We start from the raw sequence: 26,943 nt of genomic DNA on the forward strand, positions 1-26,943 counted from the left end.
ATCGTCGTTTTCGCTCCCGAATGGAATAGGCTATAAGGGCTCCGGCTGAGGTTTGCGCCGCGCGTACTCCGTCTTCAGCCGGACGGTTACGGTCGTCCCCTTTCCCGGCTCGCTGGCGATGTCCAGTTTCGTGCCGAATTGCTGCATCAATCGGCTGTTTATGTTGGCGAGACCGATCCCCGCCGCCGCTTTGCCGTCTCCGGCATTCAGCTTCGCCAGCAGCTCGCTCTCGATGCCGACGCCGTCGTCGCGGATCCGGATGACGTAATGCCCGTCCTCGACCGTCACGACAAGCTCGACGGTTCCCCCCTCCTTGCGCTTCATGACGCCGTGGCGAATCGCGTTTTCGACCAGCGGCTGCACCGTAAGCGGAGGCAGGTAGAAGCCGAGGCCGGGCGGCACGTCCACCGTCACCTTCAGCCGTTCCCCGAAGCGTGTTCCTTCAATATATAGGTAGGAACGAACGAGTCGAAGCTCGCGCTCGAATTCGACGAGCGGGGACATGCTGTCGTAGCGGAAGCTTTCCCGCAAATAGTGGGCGAATTCCGCCAAAAGCTTGCGCATCCGTTCCGGCGATTCCTCGCTGAGAGCGGCGATCGAGTTGATCGTATTGAACAAAAAATGCGGCTTGATTTGCGCATGGAGCAGCGCCGATTCCATTCGCAGCCGGTCGCGGACGGACCGCTTCATCTGTACGAGCGTCCGGACGCGCGCCCGCAGCTCCGAAGCTCTCGCCGGCTTGGACACAAAATCGTTCGCCCCGGCGGCGAACGCCATGCCGATATCCTCGTCCCGCCCGCTCGCGGTCATGATCAGCACCGGCATATCGTAGAGCGTAGCCCGTTCGCGGATTTTGCGGCAGACGTCGATGCCGGACAAGCCGGGCATCGTCAGGTCGAGAATGACGAGGTCGGGCTTCGCGGTGAGGGCGAGCAGCCGCAGCGCTTCTTCGCCGTCCGAGGCGGTGCTGACGCGAACGTGCTGGCGGGACAGCAGCCTTTCCATGACCTGCAAATTGACGGGATCGTCGTCCACGATCAGCACGTGCGTCTCTTCTTCGTCATCCGCCCGGACAAGCTCGTACGGCGTCTCTTCCATTCCCTCGCACGGATCGGCCGATGCGGCGGCTTCCAGCGCGCCGTCCGCCGGGGGCCTTTCGTCGAGCGCAAGCGGCTCCGGAGAGGCGGGCGCATTGCCGGCCGCTTCGACCGTCGGCAGCGTGAAAAAGAAAGTCGAGCCCTTTCCGACCTCGGAAATGACGCCGATCGTGCCGCCGTGCATCTCGACGAGACGTTTCGTAATGCTTAGCCCGAGCCCCGTTCCGAAAAACGAATTCGGGTTGGCGGCCGCTTGCTCGTACGCGTCGAAAACGATGTCCAGTTGGTCTTCCGGTATCCCCGTACCGGTGTCCGTTACGCGAATTTCGACGAACGGCGCGACCGTGCGGGCGGTGACCGCAATCGTTCCTTCCGAAGTGAATTTCACCGCGTTGTGCAGAAGGTTGGACATGATCTGCATGAGCCGGTGCTCGTCCGCCGAAACGGCCGGCAGGCTGTCGGGAATTTCGTTTATTAACCGGACTTTGCCGTTCGGCGTGACGAAGCCGATCATGTCGATCGCATTGGCGACGACGGCTCTCGCGTTGACCGCGGAGGGGGCGATCCGCACCGTCCCTTCCCGCAGCCCGGACCAATCGAGCAGATCGCCGATCGTGTTCGCCATCCGCTCGCCGACCGAGACGATCAGGTGCAGATCGTCGGCCTGTTTGACGGTCAGCTTATCCCAATCTTTGCGCAGCATCGACTGGGCGATATTGATCATCGCATGAAGCGGCGTGCGCAGCTCGTGGGACGTGTGGGCCAAAAACTCGTCCTTCGTTTTGTCCCGCTTCAGCAGCCGGCCGGCGAGCTTCTCGGACCGTTCGTACGCCTCGATGAACCGCTTCGCGAGCAGCAGCGTGAAGGCGAGCGCTACGAGCGCAAGCAGCCAAAACCGCCATTTCTCCGGATCGTCCAGCTTCGCGAACAGACGGCTGTGGACGAGGACGCTTGTCAAAAACCCGAGCGCGACCGCAAATTCGCAGGCCGTCCCGACGCGCTGAAGCGCGCTTCGAGCCAGCACGAACAGCATATAGACCAGGAGGACGCACGCGTACGCGATCCAAAGCCGGTCCAAACGGGTAAACAGACGGATCGGCCCGAGCAAATAAACGATCCCGAAAGCGGCGTTCAGCGGCAAAGCCAGTTTGACGGCTGCCGGATGCGCATACGCCCGGTATCGCCTCGATACGAACAGCAGCGCCAGCGTAGTCAAGGCGATCGCGGAAAGAAAGCTGATGCGGCCGGGCCAGTCGACGGGCAAACCCGGAAACAGAGCATACAGCCATAAATCGCCCCTCGACGCCAAAAACAGGGCCGTCGTCAAACACATCAGCCCGCAGTACAGCCATTCCGGCCGCCTTAACCGAAATAGAAACACGAGCAAAAAATTGACCGCCAATATTCCCGCGAGCAAAATAAGGCCGAAATCCGCGGCGCGGTTGAACGTCCGGCTCCGGTCGATCCCCTCCGGCGTACCGAACTCGAGCGGCAGATGCATGCCGGCATCGTACGCCATGTCGAAGTTGGCCGCCTGCACGTATATATCGACGATGCCGCCTTTCGCTTGAAAATAGCCCGTATACGGCAGATCGCGAAGCTCGTACGAGTTCCGGCCCGTTCCCGGCACGCCCGAAGCCCCGACATATTGCCCGTTCGCGTAAATCCGGCTCGAAGACCGGATCGACTTGACGCGAACCGCCATTACCCGCTCGTCATCGGCGTCCAGCACGACGCGCAGCCGGTATGTGCCGTAGCCGAACGGGCCGCGATGCCCGTCCGGCCACGGAACGAGATCCCAATCGCCGGGGACGGTCTGCGTCGCGCGTTCGCCGGCCGGCGCTTTCGAGCCGTCCAGCAGCTCGTTCGGATAAAAATCCCAGTCCCCTTTAAGCCGGACGACGCCTTTCCGCTCCCAATTCCAATCGCGCAAATCGAGCGTCCCCCGCTCCGCCCGGGGCGAATCGCCCGCGGACAGCGCCGATATCGTTTCGAGCACGATCAGCAATGCGATCGCCGCAACGGATAAGGCCAGCGCGATCCATTTCTTTCTCATCGCTTTTCTCCTGTCTTGTGAATCGTATACCCTCGCGTACTTGAAAGATACTCCTTTCCGGATTTTCAGAATCTGTTCAGTTGCAGCCCCTATAGTAATCGCTAAGGAGTTGAAACGATGAAATATATGTATTTGCAAAAATACTTGAGCCAAAAAGCGGCCATTACGCTGACATATACCGAAATCGAACAGATTCTCGGCTTCGCTCTGCCGGAAGCCGCCTACAAGCATCGTTCGTGGTGGGGAAACGATCCGTCGACGACGCAATCCCACGCATGGCTGAGCGCCGGCTGGCACGTCAGCGACGTCGAGCTCGGGATCAGCGTCACGTTTATCCGGTCCGGCCGTTGACGCGGGTCCCCCCGGCAGGCTTCGATAGCCGCCGCATTCGGCGGAACTGGCAAAATTGTACGGAATCGTACTGAACATTTTTTGAACATGGAACGGGCGGCCAAGCAATTCGCGGGTCGTCTTCGGCCAGTTCGGATTTTGCGTTTCGGGAATCGGGGAGAGGCGGAAAGCCGGCATTCGCGGCTGCGTGAAGGGAGATCGGCGGATTTGCCCGCAAAAATGGCCGCGCCCGAACGGGAGCGGCCTGCTATCATTCGCCCAGCCGGAGCAGCGTCTTGTGCATCCAGATCGCCGCCTGGCTTCCTTCGCCCATCGCGATCGTCACCTGCTCGGAATGGACGCCGACGTCGCCGGCCGCCCACAGGTTCGGCACGGTCGTCATTTTCGTGCGGGCATCGGTCATAATATGGCCGTTCTCGTGCCGCTCCGCGCCGAGCTGCTCCGCAAGCGCGGAACGCACCTCGTTGCCGCCGAAGGCGATAAAACCGCGATCCGCCCATATTTCGCCGCCGCTCGCGAGCCGGACTCCCTGGAACAGGCCGTCGTCCGCTTCGAGCACTTCGCGCACGGGCTCGGAGACGACGACGATCCGCTTGTCCCGAAGCGCCGACGACGACTCGGGCGAGACGGGCTTCCGCTCGTGGTTGACGAAGACGAGATCGTCGGTTCGGTCGGACAGCGTCAGCGCCATCGAAGCGCCCGGGTCGCCCGAGCCGAGCACGATCGTTTTCCGGTTGCGCACTTCGTGCCCGTCGCAATCGGGGCATACGTACACCGTTTTGCCGAGACAAGGCACGAGTCCGGGCAAATCGGGAAACCGGTCGACGATGCCGGTGGCGAGCAGCACCGTTTTCGCCCGGTACTCTCCGCCCGTGCCTTGCAGCCAAAACAAATCCGCCTGCCGCTCTGCCCGGACGATCTCGTCCGCCACGAACCGGATGCCCGTCTTCTCCGCCTGGCTTCGCCCGAGACGGCGCAGCTCCATGCCCGAAATGCCGTCGGGCCAGCCGAGCACGTTATGATAGCTCCGGCACAGCGTGGAGCGTCCGTCCCCCTTATCCGCCACGAGCGCGGAATGGCCGTATCTGCCGATTTGGATGGCGGCCTGCAGCCCGGCGATTCCTCCGCCAACGATGATGCAGTCGTAAACCGTCGACATCGTTCGCCCTCCTTTTTTCTCGATCCGCCTTAGTATGTCCATCCGGGCCAAAACAATCGAATTTGTCCGGCGGTTCTCTGGCATTCGCATTCTATTATTGCTAAAATAGTAGAATAGTCGCCGCTTCGGCGACGGTATGCGACACGTCCCCCCAAAAAACGAAGCCCGCGTTCGAAGTTGTATGCCGAGCGCTTTCGGTTCAGCCCCTGTCGATTCCGTTGCTTTTGTCGAAAATCCGTCCGTACGCTCGTTTTTTGCCCTACATAGGAAAAATTATGCAACATTTCGGCGAAACGCATCGTCGTAATCAGTATGGATCGATAGGCTCGTGTCGTGCCGCATTCCAAGCAAAATGTCGAAAATCGAGGTGAGTCGCATGAGCACGCCGCTCGAGGCGAAGGCCAGTCCGGTTCCGGCCGTAGCGCCGCAGCGCAGCGCCAAATCGGCTAAAGCCGCTTCCGCGTCCAAAAAGACGTATCTGCTGTTTTTCTCCAGCTGGTTTTTATTGATCGCGACCGGGGTACTCGGGACGATGCTATATACGGAGCATTTGAAGAAGCAGCTGGGCGCGCAGCTCGCCAGCCAGACGGAGCAGCAGCTGCAGGCGATGCAGACGCAGTACCAGCAGCAATTGGATCAATTGAAAACGGGCGTGACGGCGGACATGGCGGCGCTGCAGGCGAAGGTCGATTCGTTCAACGAGCTTCTCGCCTTTACGAAAGACAGCGCCAACAGCAAAACCGACAACAGCAACCAGCTCTACACCCAGCTGGCCGAAGTGAAAAAGAAGCTTGACGAACTCAAGCAAAATTTGGATGTGCTCAAATGACGGCCCGCGAAATCAACCGGTTTTTCCTGCTTGCGTGCGCCCCGTTCATCGGCATGGTCGTATGGCTGCTGTCGGCCGGCTTCGCGCTGGACATGCCCCGGCTCGGTTTCGCCCCTACGCTGGAATCGTTCACGCTGGAAGAGCAGACGAAAACCGTTCACCAGAGTCTCGATGTCGCCAAAGTGAACGCCGCCGCCACGAAGAGCACGGTCGAAAAGTTTTATCAATTATACGAGCAGAGCGCAAACGATACGAGCGCGATGCTCAAGCTGGCGACGGCCCAGACGGCCCGCCCGGCGGCGATCTTCGACGCCAGGATTTCCGCCGAGTTCGGAAAGCCGATCCGAACCGTGACGTCGGCCAATATCGATTTGCGCCTGTACCAATTCAACGACCCGAACTATAAAGGCTACGCGCTCAAGGCCGATCTGAAAACGGACAAGGCGATGAAGATGGCGCTCGGCAAAGACAAGCTCGGCGGCTCGGAAACGACGCTGGCCGCGGTGAACCGTTTCGGCGCGGTCGCCGGCATCAACGCCGGAGGATTCGCCGATACGGAAGACGGCAAACGGTATCCGCTCAGCACGACGATCCTGAACGGCAAGTACGTGTACGGCTTCGAACCGTCGTTCGACAACTTGGCGTTCGTCGGCCTGAGCACCGACCGCAAGCTGATCGGCGGCAAATTTACGAAGCAGGCCGACCTGGACAAGCTGAATCCTTCGTTCGGCGCGACGTTCGTGCCGGTCCTGCTGAAGGGCGGCGTCAAGCAGGCGATACCGGCGCAATGGCAAAATTCGCCCCGCCGGGCGCCCCGCACCGTCGTCGGCAATTTCGGCAACAACCAGCTGCTGTTTATCGTGGCCGACGGCTACAACGAGCGAGGCGGCTCCGGCGCGACGCTGATGGAGCTGCAGGACAGGCTGGCCAGGCTGCGCGTCGTCGACGCCTACAATTTGGACGGCGGAGGCTCCTCTTCGCTCATTTTCGAAGGCAAAACGATCAACAATCCTTCGGACGGACGGCTTCGTCCGCTGCCGACGAACTTTTTGTTTTTTAAATAAAGCCGAAGCTTCTCCACGCCGGTCCGCCGCGCGCAATGTTCACAAAACGGCCGTTTTCTTTTTCGGACCGTTTGGGTATAATAGGTTTAGTTTGTCACGGCACTTTTTCCGACTGGGGGTGTAACCAGACATGTCCATTTTCGCTTCCACTACGTTTTGGCTTGTCATGGTCGTATTCGCAATGTTCATCAGCGCCATTTTGACCGCTTCGTACAACGAGGACAAAACGAAGGGCTTGTAAGGCGAAGGCGCCCGGCGCCTTTATCGTACGGCTCGGCGCTCCCGCGCCCATCGCGACGGCAACCGACGCCGCTTCCCCCGCTTCGCAGCGGGAGAGGCGGCTTTTTGCGCTGCACCTTTTATCGACCGTACGCCTTTTCGACCGCAAGCAGCGCGCACTCCAGCGGCATGGCCCGTTCCTCGCCGGATCGCATGTCCTTCAGCCGGATGAGGCCGCCCGCCGTCTCCGTCTCCCCGACGAACGCGACGAATCGGGCGCCCCCGGACGATGCCGAAGCGAGCGTACGCTTCAGCTTGCGAGCGCCGTCCTCGACCCGCGCCGGTATTCCGGCGCCGCGGAACCGGGCGGCGGCCGCCAGCGTTTCGGGCAGCGTATCGCCTATCGGGATCAAACGGACGGGCGGAAGGTCCGGCTCCGCTTCGCGTCCGCTCCATACTTCCAGGATCGAATCGAGGCCGAACGAAATGCCTGCGGCCGGAATTTGCACGTCTTCGCGGCCGTTCAGCTTGCCGATGATCGCATCGTAACGGCCGCCGCCGGCCAGCGAGGACCGATATGATCCGTCCGCGGCGAATACTTCGTATACGGTCCCGGTGTAAAAACTCAGGCCGCGCGACAAAAACGGATCGAACCGGCTTATCGTTCCAAGCCCGAGCGCATCGAGCAGCTTCGACAGCGCCCGGACCTCTTCCGTTCCGCGGGTTTCCGTCAGCGCGAAACGGTCCGCAAGCCGTTCGAACGCGGGCGGTTCGCCGCGAATGAGGCGGACGATCCGCTCCGTCGCCGACGCGTCCGTACGTTTGGCCGCGAGCTCGGCCGCCACGCCGTCCGCCCCGATTTTATCCAGCTTGTCGAGCGTCAGCATGACGGACGGCTGCGACGCCTCGTCCACGCCGATGGCGCCCAGCAGCTCGCCGAGAAACCGGCGGTTGTTCCAGCGAACGACGATGTCGATGCCGAGCGCCCCGAATACGGCCTCCGCCAGCTGCAGCAGCTCCGCTTCCGCCTCGGGCCCCCGAATGCCGGCCACATCGGCGTCGCACTGCATAAATTCGCGAAGCCGCCCGCGCTTCACGGGCCCGTCGCGGAACACTTTGCCGATTTCGTAACGCTTGTACGGGAGCGCGAGTCCCGGAGCCGCCGCGATCAGCTTGGCGAACGGAACGGTCAAATCGTACCGCAGCCCGAGGCTTCGCCCCCCTTGATCGGAAAGGCGGTACATTTCTTTCTCGATTTCTTCGCCGCCGGCATATTTGGAGGCGAGCAGCGACAGCTCGTTCAGAATCGGCGTTTCCACCGGCTCGAAGTCGTACAGCGCGAACTGACGCTCGAGCACGGCGCGTATTCGGTTTCGCTTCTTTTGCTCCCCGGCGCGATAATCGAAAGTGCCTTTGACGTTTTGCATAAGCTTCATCCTTTCTTTCCCGGCTTCTGCTGCCGATTTTGATAAAAAAAACGCGCAGGACCTCTTGGTCCCGCGCGCTCCGTATGCCGCAGGGAGGCCAACGCGATTAGCGCCAGCCCGCCCTGTTCGCTTGCCCAGGGAGTGCTAACGCTTAGGTGTGATGATGAAGTTGCGCGAACTTCGCGATCGGCGTCACTTCGGTCCGCCTCCTTCTTCGTAATGCTGTTTATTATAGCGTCTTCGTCCGGTTGAAGCAATACCCGGAAGCCGAACTCCGCGCACAACAAAAAAGCACCCCCGATCCGTTCGCGAGGATGCCGTCCCACTTCGTCCCGCAGCGGCGGGCCGTGCGGCGCATGAACGTTTGGTTCGATAGCGGTTACAAGGAGATCATGGTCATCTCGCGCAAGCAGCTCATGCAAATGTGTTTTTCCCGATACTCCGTGACGCCGTTCATTTCGCCGCAAAACACGCATTTGGGGCGATATCGCTCCAGCAATATATGATCGCCGGAAACCAAAATCTCCACCGGATCGCCTTCGTTCATCCGATATCTTTTTCTGAGCGATTTGGGCAGCACGATACGGCCCAATTGATCCACTTTTCGTACGACTCCTGCAGGTCTCATCTCGACTCACCTCGCTTTTGCCCGGAAAGTAGACGGAATGCCATGCATATGTTCCACTTCCAGCATTATGAATTCGCCGAAACCGGGCGAAATCCTTCTTTTGCTATAGGTCTTTATGCCGATTTGAATGATTTTGTCGAAGGAATCGATCGGAATCGACTTTGACGTTCATGCCGAACCGGCATCGATCGGCGAAGCGCCGAACGGCGGGGCCGCGGACGCTTTCATCGCAGCCCGAGAAAATCGTTTTGCCGCAGCGCCTCGAACAGCACGATCGCCGCCGAATTCGATAAATTGAGCGATCGGACGGCGTCCGTCATCGGCATCCGGATGCACGTTTCCCGGTTCGGTTCGATGATTTCCGGCGGAAGCCCTTTCGTCTCTTTGCCGAATACGAGCACGTCCTCGTCTTTGTAGGCGAAATCGGTATACAATTTGGACGCTTTCGTCGTCGCATAGTAGAAGCGTCGGCCGGCGAGCGCGTTCGTCAGCTCCCCGAACGAATCGTAGTAGCGGACGTCGACCGAATGCCAATAGTCGAGCCCGGCGCGTTTCAACGTTTTGTCGTCCGTCGCGAAGCCGAGCGGGCGGACCAGATGAAGCACCGTCCCCGTCGCGGCGCACGTTCGGGCGATATTGCCGGTATTTGCAGGAATTTCGGGTTCGACCAGCACGATGTGAAAAGACAAAGCAAACCTTCTCCTCGTCGAGTATGGAATGAATAGCCTACTTGTATTATACATCAACCGTTCCGAAAATTTTAACATCCGCTTAACGAATCCTTAATCTTCCGATTATGCTTGCGTTTCATAATGGAAGACGAACGACGACTTACCGTTTTCGGTTTTCGAAAGGAGAAGACGATGACAAGGAAGAAAATTTTGGTCGTTGACGATGAACCTTCGATCTCGATGCTCATCGAATTCAATTTGAAGCTTGTCGGTTATGAAGTCATGTGCGTATTCGACGGGGAGGCCGTCTTTGAAGCGATTCCGCAATTTCGTCCCGATTTGATCGTGCTCGATTTGATGCTGCCGAAGCTGGACGGCACGCAAGTGTGCAAACGGCTTCGCGATCAAAACAATTTCGTTCCGATCATTATGCTGACGGCGCTGCAGGACTTGTCGGACAAAATCGCCGGGCTCGACAACGGCGCCGACGACTACATGACGAAGCCGTTCAGCCCGCAGGAGCTCATCTCGCGCATTCAGGCGATTATGCGCCGAACGAGCGCCCTGCCGACGGCCGAAGCGGAGGTGCTGCACATCGGGCCGATCCGGATCCGCCCGGAGCAGCGCGAAGTGACGGTGAACGACGAGCCGATCGAGCTGACGCCCAAGGAGTTCGAGCTGCTGCTGTTTTTGTGCAAGCACCGGGGCAAGGTGCTCAGCCGCCAGCAACTGCTGCACGGGGTGTGGGACTACCATTTTATCGGCGATACGCGCATCGTCGACGTCCATATCAGCCATCTTCGCGATAAAATCGAGAAAAACGCCCGCACGCCCGAATATATCGTCACGATCCGCAACGTCGGCTACAAGCTGACCGAGCCGGTCGCGAAAGAATCGCTCGCGTAGCTCCAGGCCGTTAGCCCTTATCGCGCCGCCGGACGGCGAATCGGGTCCGTGCAGCCCGACCGGTTGCCGATGCAAAGTCGAACCGGCTGTGCCGCGGACCGATCCGCAACCCCAAAACGAGCAGGCCCATGCCGTCGGCATGGGCCACCCCTGGAACGTCCGGTTTCCGGACGTTTTTTCTTGGCGTATCGGCATTCGCCCGCGACCGGAACGGCCGGATCGAACGCGCGGCTTACGCGTAGCCGGTCAGCGCGTTCAGCTCGTCCAGCCTGCGCTTCAGATCGGCGATTTCGTCCTCGGGCAGGTCGAGCTGGGGCGCTCTCATAAAGCCGGCGTCGACGCCTCTCAGCTTGAGCGCTTCTTTGAAGTACGACATGTTGCTGCCGCTCTTGAGCGTTTCGCAATAGCGGATCGCGATGCGCTGCAGCTTTCTCGCTTGGTCCAGATCGTTCGCGAGAAAAGCTTCGTACACGGCCACGAACGGCTCGGGATAGACGCAGGAGACGCCGGAAACGACCCCTTCGCAGCCCATCGCCAAAGCGGGCAAAAACAGACGGTCCGCGCCTTGCATGACGGAGAAGCTGCCGCCTCTTACGTTCAAATACTCGTTCGTCCGCAAAAAGTCCGGGTAGCTGTATTTGATGCCGATGACGTTGGCGCATCGGGCCGCTACCTTCTCGGCGACCTCGGTTTTCAAATCGTTGGCCGCGCACTGCGGAATGTTGTACAAGTAAACCGGGAAGCTGTCGGGCACGCTCGAAGCGACCGTAACGAAATAGCGCTCCAGCTCCGCGTCGTTCGCCCCGAAAAACGCCGGGGTGACGACCCCGATGCCGTCGGCTCCGATCTCGCTCGCATGCTTCGCCAGCTCGACCGTATCTTCCTGGGTCATCGCGCCGACGTGAATAAACACGGTAACCCGGCCCGCCGCCTTGCGGACGACCGTTTCGGCGACCGCCTTGCGCTCGTCGACCGACAAGCGGAGCATTTCGCCCGTCGTGCCGAGCGGATACAAGCAGTGAACCCGTTTCGAAATGAGAAAATCGGTCAGCCGCTCCACGCCTTCGAAATCGATCGAGCCGTCCTTGCGAAACGGGGTGACCATCGCCGTCGTTACGCCGTATAAATGCTTCATGCCTCGTCCTCTCCTCTTCTGCTCCGAAACTGTTCGTATTCGTTCAAGCTCCGCCGAAACGACTCGACTTCCCGTCGGGTCGGCAGCGAGCTTTGCGCGCCGTGCCTCGTCACGGTAATGGCGGCGGCGATTTGCGCCTCGCGGATCGCCGCGTCCGCGTCCCGGGACGCCAAGTAGCCGGCGACGAAGCCGCCGATGAAGCTGTCCCCGGCCGCCGTCGTATCGACCGCGTTCACTTGGAGGGCCGGGTACGCTTTAACCGTGCTGCGATCGGCGTAATAGCAGCCTTTCTCGCCCATCGTGACGATCAGGGCGCCGACGCCCTTCTCCGCGAACAGCCGGGCCGCACGTTCGATCGACGGCCCGCCGACGTCGTCCAAACCCGCGATCGTCCGCAGCTCGCGCTCGTTCGGAATCAAAAAATCGACATGGCGAAGCAGCTCGTCGTCCAGCCTGACGGCCGGCGCCGGATTCAATACGGTCGTTTTTCCGAGCGCTTTCGCCTTGCTCAGCGTATAGGCGACCGTCTCCAGCGGAACCTCCAGCTGAAGCACGACGATTTCGCATTGCTCGAGCATCCCGATCCGGCTGTCGATATCGTCGCTGCTCAGCTCCCCGTTCGCGCCGGGGACGACGACGATATGGTTGCGCCCCTCCCGGTCGACGGTGACGAGCGCGATTCCGGTCGGCTGCCCGGACGAAGTCAGGACGGCGCCCGTATCGACTCCGGACTCCGCGAGCGATTGCAGCAGGGCGTCCCCGTTGCGGTCCGCGCCGACTTTGCCGATCAGGCAGACCGGCGTCTGCAGCTTGCCGATCGCCGCCGCCTGATTGGCCCCTTTGCCGCCCGGCGCTTCCGCGAGCCCGCCTCCCTGCAGCGTTTCGCCCTCCGCGGGCAGCCGAGCGACCGCGACCGCAATATCCATATTCAAACTGCCGACGACGACAACGCTCTTTTTCATGGACTTCTTCCTTTCCTCGCGGCCATTGCTCAGCCGACGACCGGATTGGCCGGCGGCCGGCCCGCGAACACGTCGAGCAGCGCCTGCGCCGTGACGAGCCCGACTCTGCGGTACGTTTCCTCCGTTTCGGCGGCCGTATGCGGCGTCGTGACGATATGGTCCAGCTTGAAGAGCGGGTTGTCCGCGGAAACGGGCTCCCGCTCGTACACGTCGATCGCCGCTCCCGCGATCGTTCCCGACTCGAGCGCGCGGTACAGCGCCGCTTCGTCGACGAGCGCCCCCCTGGCCGTATTGATGAAGTACGCCCCGCGTTTCATTAGCGCGAACCGCTCGTCGTTCATCATATGGCGCGTTTCCGGAAGGCTCGGCAAATGCATGCTGACGATGTCGCCGCGCGCCAGCGCCTCCTCGGCGCCGACGAGCTCGACGCCGAGCTCCTGCGCCTTCTCCGCATTCGGGTACTTGTCGTAGGCGACGATCGCGACGTCGAAGCCGCTCAGCTTTTTCGCGACCATCTGCGCAATGTTGCCGAAGCCGAGCAGAGCGACCGTTTTGCCCGCCAGCTCCCCGCCGACGTGCCGGTCCCAGTAGCCTCTCCGGGCCGATCGGTGCAGCGCCGGAATGTTGCGGAGCACCGCCAGCAGCAGCCCGATCGTCAGCTCGGCGACGGCGTTCGCGTTCCCTCCCGGCACGTTCGTCACCCGAATGCCGTATTCGCGGGCTTTGTCCAGGTCGATGTTGTCGACGCCGACGCCGAACCGGGCGATCGCCTTCAGCTTCGGCGCCAGCTTGAACACCGCTTCGTCCCACGTGTCGACCCCGGCGACGACGCCGTCGATATCCGCAACGAGCGGAGCGAGCTCCTCGAACGTATGCGGACGCCCGAGCTTGTTCTCGATCACTTCGCAGCCGCCCTCTTCAAGCAGCCGCTTCGCTTCCGCGCACAGCCGCGAATAATTCGTCGCGGTCACGAGCACTTTTTTCCGTTCGCCCATTATTTGACTCCTCCTACGGTCATGCCGCTAACCATATATTTCGACGTGAACAGGTACATGACGACGACCGGAATCGAGGCGAGAATCGACCCGCCCATCAGCGGCCCCCACGCGAAGACGTCCCCGACGATCATGTCCGAGAGCCCGAGCGTCAGCGTCTTGTCCGAGCCTTTCGTCACCACGACCAGCGCATATAAATATTCGCTCCAGCAAAGCGTAAACGAGAAAATGAACGTCGCCGCGATTCCGGGAGCGGCCAACGGGAAAATGACGCTCCGCATCGCGCGAGCCCGGCTGCAGCCGTCGATCATCGCCGCCTCCTCGATTTCGACCGGAATCGATTTGAAGTACGAAATGAGCATCCAGGTCGCATACGGAATCGTAATCGTCGGATAAATGAGCATCAGCCCGTAGATCGAATTGTTCAGGCCGATCGACGACACGAGCATATAGAGCGGGATGAACAATACCGCGCGCGGCATCAAATACGCGTACAGGATTCCCCGGGAAATGACGCTTCGGCCGCGAAAGCGCAGCTTGGCGATCGCATAGGCGGCCAGCATGCTGACCGCGATCGAGCCGAGCGCGACGAGAACGGAGACGACGAGCGAGTTTTTCACGTTCAGCAAAAATCCGTTTTCCGTCAACAGCTTCTCGTAAGCGGACCAAGTAAACCGATCCGGCCAAAACGTCGGCGTCATCCGGTAAATTTCGCCGTTCGATTTGAACGACGTATTGAACATCCAGTAAAGCGGAAACAGGGCGAAGACGAGCATGACGGCCAATGTGGCGTAAACGACTATCCGGTTCGCGATCGATTTATGTTCCATCCGCCATCACCTACTCATTCGACGAAAGCGAACGCTTCGTGACGAAGTTGATCAGCATGATCAGCGGAGGCATCGTCATGATCGCGATGGCGATCGCTTTCCCCAAGCTCATATTCAAAAATCCGATCGTGTAGCTGAGCGTGGACAGCACCTGCGTCCCGTTGGACGGACCGCCGCGCGTAAGCAGCCAGATGATCTCGAAATCGTTCAGCGTCCAGATCGTCGTCATGACGGCGGCCAGCACCGTCACTTCCTTGACCGAGGGCAGCGTCATGTAGATAAACCGCTTGAACGCCCCGGCGCCGTCCAGCATCGCCGCCTCGTACATTTCTTTGGACAGCGTCTGCAGTCCGGCCAATATTGCGATGCCCATAAACGGGATGCCGCGCCAGACGTTGACCAAAATGACCGAAAACATCGCCAGATCGGGACTGGCGAGCCAGCCGACCGGCTTCGCGATCAGGTGCGCCTTGAGCAGCAAATAGTTGAGCACGCCGCCCACGTCGGAGTAGATCCACTGCCACGTAAAAACGGAAACGATCGTCGGGATCGTCCACGGCAAAAAGAGCAGCACCCGAAACACGTTGCGGCATACGATCTTTTCGTTCAGCACGAGCGCCATGATCATGCCGAACACCGTCTTGCCGATTACCGCGACCAGCGTGAACACCGCCGTGTTCCAGACCGCTTTCCAGAACAGCGAGTCTTTGACGAGCTCGATATAATTGCCGAGTCCGATAAAGGCGGCGCCGCTGCCGACGACTTTGTCCGTAAAGCTGAGGTATAGCGCCCAACCGAACGGAACGACCATGACGGCGAGCAAATAAATCAATACGGGACTCATCAGCGCATAAGCCAGCTTGTTGTCCGTGTTCGTTCTCAAGTGATATCCCGCCTAACTGTAGGCCGCGGGCAAACCGCGCAAGTCGCCGGCCCGTCCCGCAGCCTGTAAGGAATGAGTTACTTTTTGTAAATGTCTTCGATTTTCGTCTGCAAATCTTTGACGGCCGTCTCCGGCGTATAGCTGGGCTCGAGCAGCAGCTTTTGGAACGTGTCGTTCACGACGCGCAGGTTGAACGCTTCTCCCGCTTTCGGGTTGTATTCGCCCGGGTAGCCGAGGAAGTAAAACCCTTTGACCGACTCGACGAACGCTTTGTTCTTCTCCTCCTGCCACACCGGCTCGCCCGTCAGCTTCGTAAAGACCGGGCCGGTGAGCGGCGCGCCTTTCTCGATCCACGTTTTGTACCAGTCGGTCGCGAGCATGTATTCGACGAACTGCTTGGCCAGCTCTTTGTTTTGCGAATCTTTGAAAATGCCGAGGTTGTTGCTGATGCCCGGGATAAACGTGCCTTTCGGCCCGGCCGGGTAAGGCGCGATCCCCGTCTTTTCGTACAGCTCCGGGTTGTCCTTCTTGATCGTGCTGAGCAGGCTGCCGACGTTGAACACCATCGCCGCCTGGCCGCTCAAATACGCTTTGTTGTTGCCGCTGTCGTCCCAGCCGATGGCGCTCGGCGGCGTGCTTTTATCGGTCATGAAAATGTCGCGGATAAATTTCGTCGCCTCGATCGTTTCCGGCGAATTCGCGATGACCGTCTTGCCGTCCTTCGTGTCGAGCGAGCCGCCGTACGACCAGATGATGCCGCGGGTGAGGAACTCGGCGTCGGAATTGCCTTTGCCGTAGCCCATGCCGGCGCCGTACACGCCTTTGCCCGGATCGGTGAGCGCCTTGGCCATTTTCCGGAACTCGTCCCACGTTTTCGGCGGGGCGTCGAAGCCGGCGTTTTTCAGCAAATCTTTGCGGTAGTACAGCACCTGCGATTCGGTCCAGAACGGGATCGCGTACGGCTTCCCTTGGAACGTGATCGCTTTTTTCATGCTCGCCTGCATCTCGCCGTTTTTGCTTTCGATCGTTTTGACCAAATCGGTCAAATCTTCAAGCACGCCTTTGGCGTAAAATTGGCCGATCTCCTGATACCCGAAAAACGAAACGTCCGGAACCATCTTCGACTCGATCGCGGCGGACCATTTCGGATAAAAGTCTTCGTAAGCGATCAACTCGACATTGACGTTTACGTTGTGCTCCGTTCCGAACTGCTTCGCACGCTCCTGAATGAGCTTGTTTTGGTCCTCGAACAGCTGCTTTTTCATCCAAAACGTGAGCGTCGGCTTCGATTTGTTGTCGGCGGCCGAATCCCCCGCCGTCTTGCCTCCCGTGCCGCAGCCCGCAGCCAGCGCCGCAAGCAGCGAAACGGCTGCCGCCTTCTTGATCCATCGGTTCATTCGTGGTGACCTCCCGTAGTTGCGACCGCCGTAGGCGTCGCATTCATGATCCGGGCTTCCGTTTGTCCCGCCGGACGCGGGCCCGAAAACCTCTTGTCTTCATAGTAAAGCGTTTCCCCGCCGCTTAAAATGACAACTATTTAACCGGGATGGCACAATATTAACGAGATCGCCTCGCGGCGGGCCGGAAGGGGGAGCCGCGAGACGCGGGGGACGTTCAGGGGCATCTTCGGACGCAAAAAAGCGGCTGCGTCCCGCAAAAGGACGAGCCGCTTTCCGCCGGCTACAGGTCGCCGACCGTTTCGAGCTTTTGGCGAAACTCCTGCGGCGTGACCGAATAATATTTTTTGAACACCTTGATGAAATAGTTCGGATTTTGGTAGCCGAGCCGCAGCGCGACCTCGTAGTTTTTCAGCGACGGGTCGGCGAGCAGCGCGGCCGCCTTTTCCATTTTCAGGCGCAGCACGAAATCGCTCAAATTTTCCCCCGTCTCCAGCTTGAAAATGCGCGACACATGAACGGGATGCATGTACATCGAATCGGCGATCGCCTGCAGCGAAACGTCGTCCACGAGATGCTTCTCGACGAACTGCTTGATTTTGCGCACCGCGTTTTCCCGGTCGTTCCGCGTCTCGCTCTCCATGCATTGCTGCAGCAGCTCGAGCGACTGGAACATCCATTGGTGAAACGATTCCGGCGAGCGGATCGGCGCGAGGCCCGTCACGTCGGACAGCAGCGGGCCGATCATGTCGGTGAGCTGCCGTCCGTTTTTGTGCGCGAACGAGCTGAACGAGGCGTAGATGGAAAAAAACGCTTCCGTCAAATGTTCCCGGGAATCGGCCCACTTCGAGCTCAGCTCCTCCCAGACCGCGGTCAGCTTGTCGCGCGTCCGCTCGAAATCCCCGGACTCGAGCAGATGGACGAGCATCGGCGGCTCGTTCAGCCGCTGCAGCGCATGGACGGGCAGCCGGTCGAGCTCGGTCGATACGTAGACGAGCAGGCCGCTTTGCTGGCCGACCTGCTTCCGCAGCGACAGCAGGATGTCCTCGTACAGCCGCTGAATGTCGGACGGAAACGAGCCCCAACGGCTGATGAGGACAGAGACGCTCCCTTTCAAATACCGGTTAACGCCGAGCTGCAGCTGGGAGGCGATCGACCGGAGCCGGCTTTCGGTCGGCTCGGCCGGCCGTTCCGGGGACGGCGAAGACCCGGGCCGTTCCGGACCGTCGTCCGGCAGCGTGACCAAAAATACGAGGTAGCCGTGGATGTCCTTGCAGCTCCATAGCCGGAATTCGTCCTCGAACAGCTCCTCCGCCATATTGACGACCGCGTATTCCATCAGCGACAAGCTGTAAAAGTCGAGCTCGGCCAGCCGGTCCTCCAGCCGGCACAGCAGCAGCGCGAACCGTTCGCCCGGCGCGACCGCGATTTTGAGCGACTCCAGCTTGTGCCTCAGCTTGTCCGGCGACAGCTTCGTGCCCTGCAGCAGATCGGCGAGCAAATCGCCGCGCAGCTTCGGCAGATGCTCCTGGAACGCCTGGACGACCCGCTCGTACGCCCGGCTTTCGTCCCTTTCCTGCCGCAGCTTCTCGACAAGCTGGCCGACTTTCGCCAGCACCTCGTCGTCTCCGACCGGCTTCAGCAAATAGTCGTGGGCGTCGTGCCGGATCGCCTCCCGGGCGTAAGCGAATTCCGCATGGCCCGACAGCAGGATGCATTTCACCCGCCGCCATTCGCGGCGGACGAGCGCCAGCAGCTCGATCCCGCTCATGCCCGGCATGCGGATGTCGGTCATCATAATGTCGATCGCGTTCGTCTTGAGCGTCTCGAGCGCTTCGCCGCCCGAATACGCTTTGAACACGGCGGTGATGCCGATGTCCCGCCAAGGAAGCGTGTCGGCCAGGCTGTCGACCACACTCGCTTCGTCGTCGACGATCAGCAGCTGAAACATCCGAAATTCCTCCTTTGTCGGCGCCGGGCGCCCGTCACGGCGTTTCCCGCCGCTCCTCCCAAACCATCTCCGCGCGCAAGCCGCCGGACGCGGACCTGGCGAAGTACAAACCCGACCTTCCGCCGTACATATGCACGAGACGCTGATGCGTATTCCACAGGCCGAAGCCGGTTTCCTCGTCTTTCGGCAGGGCGACCTTCCGCTGCAGCTCCGCGATTCGCTCCGGCGGCAGGCCGGGGCCGTTGTCCTCGACGACGATCCGCCGCAGCCCGTCCTCCTGCGTGCCCGTTATCGTAATCAGGCCGTAGCGGGAGCTGTTTTCCACGCCGTGGACGACCGCGTTTTCCACGAGCGGCTGGACGAGCAGGCGCGGAATTTCGAGCGACAGCATCTCCTCCGGAATGTCGATTTCGTAATGAAACCGCTGCATGCGCATCGTCTGGATCGTCAAATAGTTTTCGACCAGCTTCATCTCCTCGGCCAAAGACGCCGTAGGCTTCTCCAGCCGCGTCGAATACCGGTAATACTCGCCCAGGTTGAGCGCCATCGCGGAAACCGCATCCTTGTCGCCCAAATTCGACATGTTTTTAATATAGAACAGGCAGTTGTACAAAAAGTGCGGATTGATTTGCGACTGCAGCTGCTTGAGCGTCGCCTCCTTCGAGCGGAGCGTCTCCTTGTACACTTTTTCGATCAAATCGCCGATTTGTCCGGCCATCTCGTTGAAGCTGCGGAACAGGAAATCGAATTCGTTGTTCGACTGCCGCTGCAGCCTGGCCGAATATTGGCCGTCCTTGATCCGCTGCACGCCCCGGATCAGCATCCGGATCGGCCGCTGCACGTTCCGGTACAGCAGCAGCGTGACCAACAGGCTGAGCGCCGTCAGCAAGGCGATGGAGGCGTAAAACAAATTTCGGCTCGTAACGATCGGCGCGAACACGGATTGCAGCGGCACGATATCGACGAGAAACCAGCCGAGGCTGTCCGAGCGGACGTAATTGACGATATAGGCGCCGTCCTTCAGCCGAACGGTCAAGCTGCCGCCCTGCGAAGAAAGCTCGGCCCGGTCGAGCCGCTCCGCGATTCGGTCGACGAGCGTCCGGTTCGCCATGTAGCTGATGATCGGCTCCGCTCCGGCCCGGTACATAAACGGCTCGTGCTCCCCGCCCTGCTTGAGCAAATTCAGCATGTTCCGCAAATTGTCGTCGGTGAACCGGACTTCGACGAGCAAGTTGGGGATATCGCTTTCCTTGATCCGCGAAAAAAACGTTTGCGTAATGCCGAACGTAACCGCGCTTCGGTGCGACCACGATTTGAATTGCGGGTTTCGGACATACGCTTCGTCGTATTGGACCGAATAATCGGTCGACAATATTTCTTTGGAATCGAGCACGTACAAAATGATCTGGTTGTTCCAGGCGCTGGTCGCGATCTGCATGTTGAGCATCTCGACGATCCGGTTGCGGCGCTGCATCTGCACGAGCCGCGAGTCCCGGTTCCGGCCGTCCAAATATTCCTTGATGCTGTAATCGCGGCTGGCCGTCACCGAATATTTCGTCAGCTGGTCGATCATCATTTCCATTTGGCTCATAAAAAAGGCGAGCCGGTTTTTGTTGCCGGCTTCGATCGTATCGCGAACGACGTTCACGCTTACTTGATTGGAATACCCGTACAGCAGCATGATCGGAATGAGCAGCGAGGCGACGAGCAGCATAATTTTGCCGAACGTGTTCATGGGCTTCGCTCCTTGTCGATAAGCGCTTGAAAGTCGCGGTTCGCCTTGTCGGCCGCCGCCCGGATGTCTTCCTCCAGCAGTCCCTGGACGACGATATCGCCGATCAGGTCGCGGGCCGCCCCCACGTTGACGACTTGCGGCCGGTCGTGGCCGACGCCGATGCGCATCGATTCCGTGACGACGGCGATATACGATTCCGGGAAGCCGGCGACGCCCCGCGGGTCGCTCCAGACGGACCGGCGCGCACCCGGATTTCCCATTTGCTGCGATTTCATGACGATGTCCTTGCCGGTCGCCCAGCGTATAAACTGCCAGGCCGCTTCCTTCCGATCCGACGCCGCGTTCATCGCCAATCCCCACGCGGTTATGCTGTACGGCTTCGCGCCGGCCCGCCCGGCCGGAAACAGGGCGAAGCCGACCTTGTCCTTGATGGACGATTGCTCGGAGCCGATCGCGATCGCGTAGATGGCGCTCGCGTCGGTGTAGAACGCCGCCTTTCCTTGCGAAAACAGGCCGGCCGCCTGCTGCCAGCCCATATTGAACACGCCGGGAGGACCGTATCGCCTCAGCAGCGTCACGTAACGGTTGATCCCTTCGAGCGCTTCCGGCGTATTGATCGTCGCTTTGCCGCCTTGCTGAAAATCGCCGCCTTCCGAATACAGAAAGGAGGACAGCTGGGTGACCAGCGCGTTCCGCTGTCCCCGGGCCACGAAGCCGTACACGCCGCCGCCGGCCGGATCGTGCAGCCTCCCGGCGGCCGCCTCCAGCTCGTCGAGCGTTCGCGGAACGGGCAATCCCGCTTCCTCCAGCAAATCTTTGCGGTAAAACAATATTTGCTGCTCCGTCGACAGCGGCATGGCCGCAATCGTCCCGTCCAACGTGACCGATTCGACGGCGGCCTGCGAAAAGTCGGCGAAGTCGTACTCCGCGTCACCGCTTACAAAGCGGTTTAGCGGCTCCAGCGACCCGCCGACGCCGAACGAGCGCAGCTCCTCGAGCGGCCGAAGCATGAATACGTCCGGGTTGGCGCTTCCGGCGGCGAACTGGACCGACAGCTTTTGGCTGAGCTGCTCGTTCGTGAAGCTCGTCAAATCGACCTTGAGGCCGGTTTTCGCTTCGAATTCGGGCAGCAGCGTTCGAATCGCCTCGGCCGCCGGGCTGTTGCCCATATATACCGTAATGCTTCGCCCGAGGAGCGACTCTCCCAGGCCGTCCGCGCCGGGGCGCTCCGTCCGCCCGTCGTCGCCGCGGCAGCCGGCCGTCATTGCCGCGAGCAGCGTCAGGCCGGCGATCGCCGTCAGCAATCGGCGGGCGCGTTTGCGTATGCGTATCATAGAGGCAATCTCCTGTAGGTTTTCCGGATACTCCATTATACGAATAGGTTGTCCCGGTTTGAAAATGGTATTTATTTAACAACCGCTATACAATGTTAGCGGATTCGGCGGCGCCGGGCGGGCCGTCCGCCGCCAACGGAAAAAACCGTCCGGTGACGGGACGGTTTTCCAATGCGGACAGGCCGCTTGCGTGCATGCGCATGTGCCGCTTCGACTTCGGCCCTCTTGCGGCGGCCGGGGCTGTTTTCAGCCTGGCGGGGGCATCGTTAGGAGCCTTTCGAGACCGCTAATCCGACGATATAGCGGTCATAAATCGCAAATCGCATACGTTTGGGACCGCGATTTCAAGCGAACGACGGATGTTCGGCAAATTCGGGTCCGGCGGACGAAAACAACGGTCCCAAACGTCCGCTAACCACAAGCAAGAAAGCGACACTCGTGCGTCGGTGCTATACGTCCAGCAGCAGCAAAATGATCGACATCATCCCCAGGCATACGTTGACGAGCCATAGGAAGGCGACGACCTGCTTCGGCTTCATGCCGGTCGACAGCAGCCGGTAATGGGCCTGGCTGGCGTCCGCTTGATAAATCGGCTTCCCTTGCAGCATCCGGCGGAACACGACGAACAAGTTGTCGAAGATCGGGACGCCGAGCGCCAGGATCGGAATGAACAGCGACAGCAGCGTCGCCTGCTTGAACGCCCCGTCAAGAGCGATGACGCCGAGAATGAAGCCGAAAAACGTCGCCCCGGCGTCGCCCATGAACACTTTGGCGGGCGGCTTGTTGTATCGCAAGTAGGCCAGCGCGATCGCAACGACGATTATGGCCATCATGGCCGAGCTTGACTGCCCTTTGGCCAGCGCCACGATAAACAGCGTCCCGGCGGATATCGCCGATAAGCCTCCGGCGAGTCCGTCCATCCCGTCGGAAAAATTGATCACGGTCGTCACGCCGAATATCCATGTGACCGTCAGCACGAGCTGAAGCCATTCGGGCAGCAGCACTTCGCCTCCGGTAAACGGGTTCGTAAACCCGTAGAAGACGATGCCGGATTTATAAACGATATAAGCGGCCGCCACCTGCACGAGAAATTTCGGCAGTGCCGGAAACTCTTTGCGGTGCGTCTTGTACCAGTCGTCGACGGTGCCGATCGCCAGCACGAGCAGGGAGCCGGCCAATATGGCGACCGTCTGGCTCCATTCCTCCCGGACGAACAGCAGAAACGTAAAGACGAAGCCGACGAATATCGCGATGCCGGCCGTAAGCGGGATCGGCTCGCGGTGAATTTTCCGTTCGCTGTCTTCGCGGGGCTTGTCCACGAAATCGATGCGAAACGCCAGTCGGCGCAGCGGCGGAATGCATACGTAAACGATTGCAAACGCAACGAGGAAAGATAGGAAGTACGTAATACGAATCCCCTCCGAAATGGGCTGGAATGACCTGTCCATTAGTTGGACGGCTGACCCGCGCAAAAAGTTCATTTTGCGCGTTTACCCGCATATTTTTATTTCGATCGCCCCCTCAACGCCATCGGATGTGATATAATATGTACATGTGGTATACATGTACTGGCGCACAGCTGCTCGGCACCTGCTTGCCCATTCGTTTCCATTTCGAGGAGGAGTTCGCATGGCGGTTTTTCCCCAATACCAGGACGCCAAGACGGACGACCGTTTTTTGGCCGCCCAGCAAAAAGGAACGCTGCCCTTCTACATTTCCTGCAACCGGCTCGGCTCGCATTATCCGATGCATTATCACGACTTCGCCGAGCTGTCTTTCGTCGTGGAAGGCTCCGGAACCGAAACGATCAACGGCGTGACCCACGAGCTGAAAAGCGGCACGATGTCGCTGCTGCTGCCGCATCATATTCACGAGCTTTCCGGAAGCCGCACGAACCCGGTGAAATTGTACAGCTGCATGTTCGACATCCATATTTTGTTCGGAAACCCGTACGAATCGTACATGAACCGCTGGATTCACAAAATCGGCTCGGACCTCCCGTCCTACCACGATTTCGAAGGCGAAGCGTTTCAGGCCGTCGCCAAGCTGATCGAGCAAATCGCGCAGGAGCACAAGGAGGCGCGGATCGGCCGGGACGCGGTGCTGCGCGGCAAGCTGATCGAAGTCGTGACGATGCTGCTGCGGGCGTTGATCGACGGGAAGGAGTCCGCGGCCGCCGTCGGCCCGGCCGAGCGGGAGCAGCCGAACGTGAAGGCGTGGAGCATTTTGCGCTATATTCATTTGCACTACAACGAGCCGATCTCGCTCGGCACCGTCTCCGACCATTTCGGTTTGCACGCCTCGTACATCAGCCGCATGTTCAAGGAGCATACGGGCAAAACCGTAAACGATTACATGCACGAGCTGCGCATCGCCCGCGCCGCCACGCTGCTGACGGCGAGCGAAATGTCGATCTCCGACATTTGTCTCGAGGTCGGCTACGACAATTACCGGACGTTCGCCCGCGCGTTCCGGGAGCATCGCCGCATGTCGCCGTCCGATTACCGGATGTCCCATAACCGCCCCGTCATCTCGCCCTAATCAAAAGACGAATCATCCGCTCGCCGCGGCTTGCGGTCGAACGGTGATTCGTCTTTCCCGGTTTGTTCCGGCTCGGCCCCGGGAGCGGGTCAGCCGTTGCGCTGCCGGAAATCGTTCATGAAATCGGCCAGCGCCTTGCAGCTTTCGTACGGAACGGCGTTGTACGTCGACGCGCGTATATGGCCGACGTCCCGGTGCCCTTTCAAGCCGACGAAGCCTTCCTTCTCCGACTCCCGGATGAACCGCTTCTCCAGCTCCTCGCTGCCGAGGGCGAACGTAATGTTCATGAGCGAACGGCTGCCCGGATCGACGAGTCCTTCGTAAAAGCCTCCGCTTCCGTCGATCGCGTCGTAGATCAGCTTCGTTTTGTCCCGGTTGAAGCGCTCCATCGCTTCCAGGCCGCCGTTTTGCTTGAGCCATTTCAGCACGAGGTTCATGATGTAGACGGAATAGACGGGCGGCGTGTTGTACAGCGACTTGCTTTTCGCGTGCGTTCCGTAGCTCAGCATCGTCGGCAGCCCTTTCGCCGCCTGCTCCAGCAAATCGTCCTTGACGATGACGAGCGTGACGCCGGACGGACCCAAATTTTTTTGCGCGCCCGCGTAAATGAGCGAAAACTTGGAAACGTCGATCGGCCGGCACATGATGTCGCTCGACAAGTCGCCGATAAGCGGCACGTCGCCCGTATCCGGGTAAGCCGCGAATTGCGAGCCGGCGATCGTTTCGTTGGACGTCAAGTGCACATACGCCGCACCCGGACGCGCCTCGATCTCCGCCGCGTTCGGCACGGCGCGAAAGCCGCCGGGCTGCCCGGTAGCGGCCACGTACGTTTCGCCGATCCCTTGCGCTTCCTTATACGCTTTGTCCGCCCAGCTCCCGGTCAGCACGTAGCCGGCCGCCTTCCCCTGCTTCAAAAAGTTCATCGGAATCATCGCGAACTGCGTGCTGGCGCCCCCTTGCAAAAACAGCACCTGGTAGCCGGAGGGCACGCCGAGCAGCTCCTTCACGAGCGATTGCGCCTCGTCGTTCACCTGCTCGTACTCTTTGCTCCGATGGGATATTTCCATAATCGACATGCCGATTCCGCGAAAATCGACGAACTCCTCTTGCGCCTGCTTAAGCACGTCCAGCGGCAGCGCCGCCGGGCCGGCATTGAAGTTGTACGCGCGCTTCGTCACCGTTACCACACCTTTTGTCGTTTGTATAATATCGCTATGATAGCAGTATTCGCCATGGCGTTCAATACAACCGGGGCAATTTGTCCGAAAATCGTCCAAAATTGCGGACGGGCGTTCGAAGCAGGAACGCCGGACGGGCGACGGAGAATGCCCGTTGTCCGACGCCACGCCCGCGCGCCGCGAACGGCCGATAAGTCCGGCGGCCGGAAGTCTGCAGCGTACGCCGGGGGAAGGGCTCCGCAGAGCTTCTCCGCTTGGCTCGCTCTACTCCGCTTTGCCCTGGTTCGCTTCGCTCCACTCTGCTCGGCTCTCTACTCTGCTCAGTTCCGGTCGGCTCCGCACCGCTCTGCTCGGCTCGGCTCCGCACGGCTTAGCTCCACTCCGCTCGGCTCTACTCGGCTTTACTCTACCCTACCCCGCCCCTCATCGCGCTACTCTACTCTACTCTACTCTGCTCTGCTCTGCTCTGCTCTACTCTGCTCTGCTCTGCTCTGCTCTACTCTACTCTACTCTACTCTACTCTACTCTACTCTACTCTGCTCTGCTCTACTCTACTCTACTCTGCTCTGCTCTACTCTACTCTGCTCTGCTCTGCTCTGCTCTGCTCTGCTCTGCTCTACTCTACTCTACTCTACTCTGCTCTGCTCTGCTCTACTCTACTCTACTCTACTCTACTCTGCTCTGCTCTGCTCTACTCTACTCTACTCTGCTCTGCTCTGCTCTACTCTACTCTACTCTGCTCTGCTCTGCTCTACTCTGCTCTGCTCTGCTCTGCTCTGCTCTGCTCTGCTTTGCTCAGCTCGGCTTGATCCGCTCCGCTTGACCTGACTCTATTCCGCCTTCTTTACTCTACTCCGCCCTTTGTTCTACTCGCTCCGTACCAACTGGCTCCTCTTGACTCCGCTCGGTTCCTCCCCACTCGGCTCCCTTAGCTCGGCTCTACTCCGCTCAGCCCTGTTTGCCCTCTCGGCTCCGCTCCGAATCATTTTGCTCCACTCCGCTCGAATCTGCACAGCCCTGATCTGCTCGACTCGGCTCGGCTCCACTCTCTCGGCTCTGCTCCTCTCCGCACCGTCCGCTCGGCTCGGCTTTAATCCGCTCGACTCCGTTCGACTCCTCTCTACCCTGCTCCACTCGGCCCCGCTTTTCTTACATCTCCTCGCTCCCTTTATCCTTATTGCAACAGGGCGGCGAACCACGTTACCGGGAAAACCTACCGCTACTATTTCGCTTTTCCCGCCAACGACCGTTTTAACCGGAAAACCTCCCGCTAATCTTGCCGAAAACGCGCGTTTCGCCGTCGCAGGGCCGATTTAACGGGAACTTTTCCACTAGCGTTGCATCAAAGCTAACAAAACAAGGGCAAGTAAAAAGAATGTGATATTGTCGACATTATTTTTCACCGTACAACTTGAAAAAGGCTGTCTACTCTTACGAGCAGGAATCATCCATTTACAAATATTGGTCTATTTATATCAAATTACCTGTTCCGCTTTTTCGGCTGCCGGACACATACCCCGGTCACTTCCATCACTTCTCGGGGAACCGGGGGATCCTTCTTCTGTCGGCCTTTACTCCGCTTACTCGGTTTTCGG

General features: G+C 59.8%; 21 protein-coding genes. 5 read left to right on the top strand and 16 right to left on the bottom strand.

The genetic code is table 11. From position 1 onward, the window contains the following. Window positions 1-30 precede the first annotated feature (30 nt). Complete coding sequence (locus PV407_RS12930) at window positions 31-3,153, bottom strand: ATP-binding protein (protein WP_332090345.1); 3,123 nt, start codon at window positions 3,151-3,153, stop codon at window positions 31-33. Between the two features lie 117 nt (window positions 3,154-3,270). On the opposite strand from PV407_RS12930, the gene PV407_RS12935 reads away from it, so the two are divergent. Beyond that, entirely contained in the window at window positions 3,271-3,504 is a 234-nt protein-coding gene (locus PV407_RS12935) for a DUF7662 domain-containing protein (protein WP_332090346.1), read from the top strand. Window positions 3,505-3,754: 250 nt separating this feature from the next. On the opposite strand, the gene PV407_RS12940 is transcribed toward PV407_RS12935, so the two are convergent. Continuing rightward, complete coding sequence (locus tag PV407_RS12940; protein ID WP_332090347.1) at window positions 3,755-4,663, bottom strand: NAD(P)/FAD-dependent oxidoreductase; 909 nt, start codon at window positions 4,661-4,663, stop codon at window positions 3,755-3,757. A 376-nt stretch (window positions 4,664-5,039) separates the two neighbouring features. On the opposite strand from PV407_RS12940, the gene PV407_RS12945 reads away from it, so the two are divergent. Both PV407_RS12945 and PV407_RS12950 read left to right on the top strand, forming a co-directional pair. Further along, window positions 5,040-5,492 (top strand): hypothetical protein, encoded by a 453-nt coding sequence (locus tag PV407_RS12945; RefSeq protein WP_332090348.1) that lies wholly within the window; start codon window positions 5,040-5,042, stop codon window positions 5,490-5,492. Beyond that, on the top strand, window positions 5,489-6,556 hold the full coding sequence (locus tag PV407_RS12950; protein ID WP_332090349.1) for a phosphodiester glycosidase family protein: 1,068 nt from the start codon (window positions 5,489-5,491) through the stop codon (window positions 6,554-6,556). The genes PV407_RS12945 and PV407_RS12950 overlap by 4 nt, the downstream gene beginning before the upstream one ends. Before the next feature lie 359 nt (window positions 6,557-6,915). On the opposite strand, the gene hisS is transcribed toward PV407_RS12950, so the two are convergent. The 3 genes from hisS to trmL form a co-directional block, all read right to left on the bottom strand. After that, window positions 6,916-8,202 carry a histidine--tRNA ligase gene (hisS, locus tag PV407_RS12955; protein ID WP_332090350.1) on the bottom strand — a complete coding sequence of 429 codons (1,287 nt, stop codon included), beginning with the start codon at window positions 8,200-8,202 and terminating at the stop codon, window positions 6,916-6,918. Window positions 8,203-8,581: 379 nt separating this feature from the next. Continuing rightward, window positions 8,582-8,830 (bottom strand): AbrB/MazE/SpoVT family DNA-binding domain-containing protein, encoded by a 249-nt coding sequence (locus PV407_RS12960; protein WP_332090351.1) that lies wholly within the window; start codon window positions 8,828-8,830, stop codon window positions 8,582-8,584. Between the two features lie 224 nt (window positions 8,831-9,054). Then, window positions 9,055-9,519, bottom strand: a complete 465-nt coding sequence (gene trmL / locus PV407_RS12965) for a tRNA (uridine(34)/cytosine(34)/5-carboxymethylaminomethyluridine(34)-2'-O)-methyltransferase TrmL (RefSeq protein WP_332090352.1) — start codon at window positions 9,517-9,519, stop codon at window positions 9,055-9,057. A 174-nt stretch (window positions 9,520-9,693) separates the two neighbouring features. On the opposite strand from trmL, the gene PV407_RS12970 reads away from it, so the two are divergent. Beyond that, window positions 9,694-10,407, top strand: coding sequence for a response regulator transcription factor (locus tag PV407_RS12970; RefSeq protein ID WP_332090353.1), 714 nt, complete (start codon window positions 9,694-9,696; stop codon window positions 10,405-10,407). Between the two features lie 232 nt (window positions 10,408-10,639). Here PV407_RS12970 and PV407_RS12975 read toward each other — a convergent pair whose 3' ends face one another. From PV407_RS12975 to PV407_RS13020, 10 genes are all read right to left on the bottom strand, one after another. After that, window positions 10,640-11,542, bottom strand: coding sequence for a dihydrodipicolinate synthase family protein (locus PV407_RS12975; protein WP_332090354.1), 903 nt, complete (start codon window positions 11,540-11,542; stop codon window positions 10,640-10,642). Continuing rightward, on the bottom strand, window positions 11,539-12,504 hold the full coding sequence (rbsK, locus tag PV407_RS12980; RefSeq protein WP_332090355.1) for a ribokinase: 966 nt from the start codon (window positions 12,502-12,504) through the stop codon (window positions 11,539-11,541). Before rbsK ends, PV407_RS12975 begins: the two co-directional genes overlap by 4 nt. Before the next feature lie 29 nt (window positions 12,505-12,533). Beyond that, entirely contained in the window at window positions 12,534-13,499 is a 966-nt protein-coding gene (locus tag PV407_RS12985; RefSeq protein WP_332090356.1) for a phosphoglycerate dehydrogenase, read from the bottom strand. Next, on the bottom strand, window positions 13,499-14,329 hold the full coding sequence (locus PV407_RS12990; RefSeq protein ID WP_332090357.1) for a carbohydrate ABC transporter permease: 831 nt from the start codon (window positions 14,327-14,329) through the stop codon (window positions 13,499-13,501). The genes PV407_RS12985 and PV407_RS12990 overlap by 1 nt, the downstream gene beginning before the upstream one ends. 10 nt (window positions 14,330-14,339) lie before the next feature. Further along, window positions 14,340-15,212, bottom strand: a complete 873-nt coding sequence (locus PV407_RS12995) for a carbohydrate ABC transporter permease (RefSeq protein ID WP_332090358.1) — start codon at window positions 15,210-15,212, stop codon at window positions 14,340-14,342. 77 nt (window positions 15,213-15,289) lie between these two features. Next, the gene (locus PV407_RS13000; RefSeq protein ID WP_332090359.1) at window positions 15,290-16,609 is read right to left on the bottom strand and encodes an ABC transporter substrate-binding protein; all 1,320 of its coding nucleotides are present in this window, start codon (window positions 16,607-16,609) and stop codon (window positions 15,290-15,292) included. A gap of 283 nt (window positions 16,610-16,892) precedes the next feature. Further along, entirely contained in the window at window positions 16,893-18,560 is a 1,668-nt protein-coding gene (locus tag PV407_RS13005; protein ID WP_332090360.1) for a response regulator, read from the bottom strand. A 34-nt stretch (window positions 18,561-18,594) separates the two neighbouring features. Further along, window positions 18,595-20,295, bottom strand: coding sequence for a sensor histidine kinase (locus PV407_RS13010; protein WP_332090361.1), 1,701 nt, complete (start codon window positions 20,293-20,295; stop codon window positions 18,595-18,597). Further along, window positions 20,292-21,629: an ABC transporter substrate-binding protein gene (locus PV407_RS13015; RefSeq protein ID WP_332090362.1), complete on the bottom strand. Its 1,338-nt coding sequence runs from the start codon at window positions 21,627-21,629 to the stop codon at window positions 20,292-20,294. The genes PV407_RS13010 and PV407_RS13015 overlap by 4 nt, the downstream gene beginning before the upstream one ends. 449 nt (window positions 21,630-22,078) lie before the next feature. After that, the gene (locus PV407_RS13020; protein WP_332090365.1) at window positions 22,079-23,077 is read right to left on the bottom strand and encodes an MraY family glycosyltransferase; all 999 of its coding nucleotides are present in this window, start codon (window positions 23,075-23,077) and stop codon (window positions 22,079-22,081) included. A gap of 181 nt (window positions 23,078-23,258) precedes the next feature. On the opposite strand from PV407_RS13020, the gene PV407_RS13025 reads away from it, so the two are divergent. Next, the gene (locus PV407_RS13025; protein WP_332090363.1) at window positions 23,259-24,170 is read left to right on the top strand and encodes an AraC family transcriptional regulator; all 912 of its coding nucleotides are present in this window, start codon (window positions 23,259-23,261) and stop codon (window positions 24,168-24,170) included. An 89-nt stretch (window positions 24,171-24,259) separates the two neighbouring features. Here PV407_RS13025 and serC read toward each other — a convergent pair whose 3' ends face one another. Beyond that, the gene (gene serC, locus PV407_RS13030; RefSeq protein WP_332090364.1) at window positions 24,260-25,348 is read right to left on the bottom strand and encodes a 3-phosphoserine/phosphohydroxythreonine transaminase; all 1,089 of its coding nucleotides are present in this window, start codon (window positions 25,346-25,348) and stop codon (window positions 24,260-24,262) included. Window positions 25,349-26,943 lie beyond the last annotated feature (1,595 nt).

Origin of the sequence: Paenibacillus sp. GYB003, assembly GCF_036577625.1 — a bacterium.
Lineage (GTDB): Bacteria > Bacillota > Bacilli > Paenibacillales > NBRC-103111 > Paenibacillus_AB.